Origin of the sequence: Paracoccus bogoriensis, assembly GCF_019431455.1 — a bacterium.
Classification (GTDB): domain Bacteria; phylum Pseudomonadota; class Alphaproteobacteria; order Rhodobacterales; family Rhodobacteraceae; genus Paracoccus; species Paracoccus bogoriensis.
The window spans coordinates 1-476 of sequence record NZ_JAHYSR010000065.1; the positions used below are offsets into that span (position 1 = coordinate 1).

The 476-nt window shown below is 72.1% G+C and carries 1 protein-coding gene; it reads right to left on the reverse strand.

All coding sequences use genetic code 11. From position 1 onward, the window contains the following. A partial coding sequence (locus tag KY389_RS15085) for a phage portal protein (RefSeq protein ID WP_246588178.1) occupies nucleotides 1-461 on the reverse strand: 461 nt, incomplete at its 3' end. Between the last annotated feature and the right edge of the window lie 15 nt (nucleotides 462-476).

Sequence of the window (476 nt, forward strand, 5' to 3'; positions counted from 1 at the left end):
AAGGGCGCGTAGGCGTCGTGCTCGGTGGGGTTCGAGAAGCGGATGTCGGTGCCGGGCGGCAGCGGGATCAGGCTGCCGGGCTCCATGCCCACGGTCAGCGCGCCGCCCGTGTTGGTGCCCGAAAGCCCACCCGCCGTGCCGTCGGGATCGGTGATGAAACCGGTGAACAGCGCCGCGACCTTGGCCTTGACCAGCGCGGCATCCTCGAACTGGTCGAGCTCGTGGAGCCGCAGCAGCACCGGCGCGAGCCAGGTGATCCCGCGCAGCTGGCCCGCCGCCAGCGGCTTGAACAGGTGCAGGCAATCGGCGGCGGGAACGCGGATCGGGTCCATGCGGAGAGACCCCAGCGGATCGCCCGGGCGGGAGGACAAGACCCAGGTGGCGACCCGGCGACCGGCAGCATCGAACTCGATGCCCGCCCGGATCCGCGCCCCGCCGCCGATCTCGCGGTGCAGGTCCATGGGAACCTGCTCGCG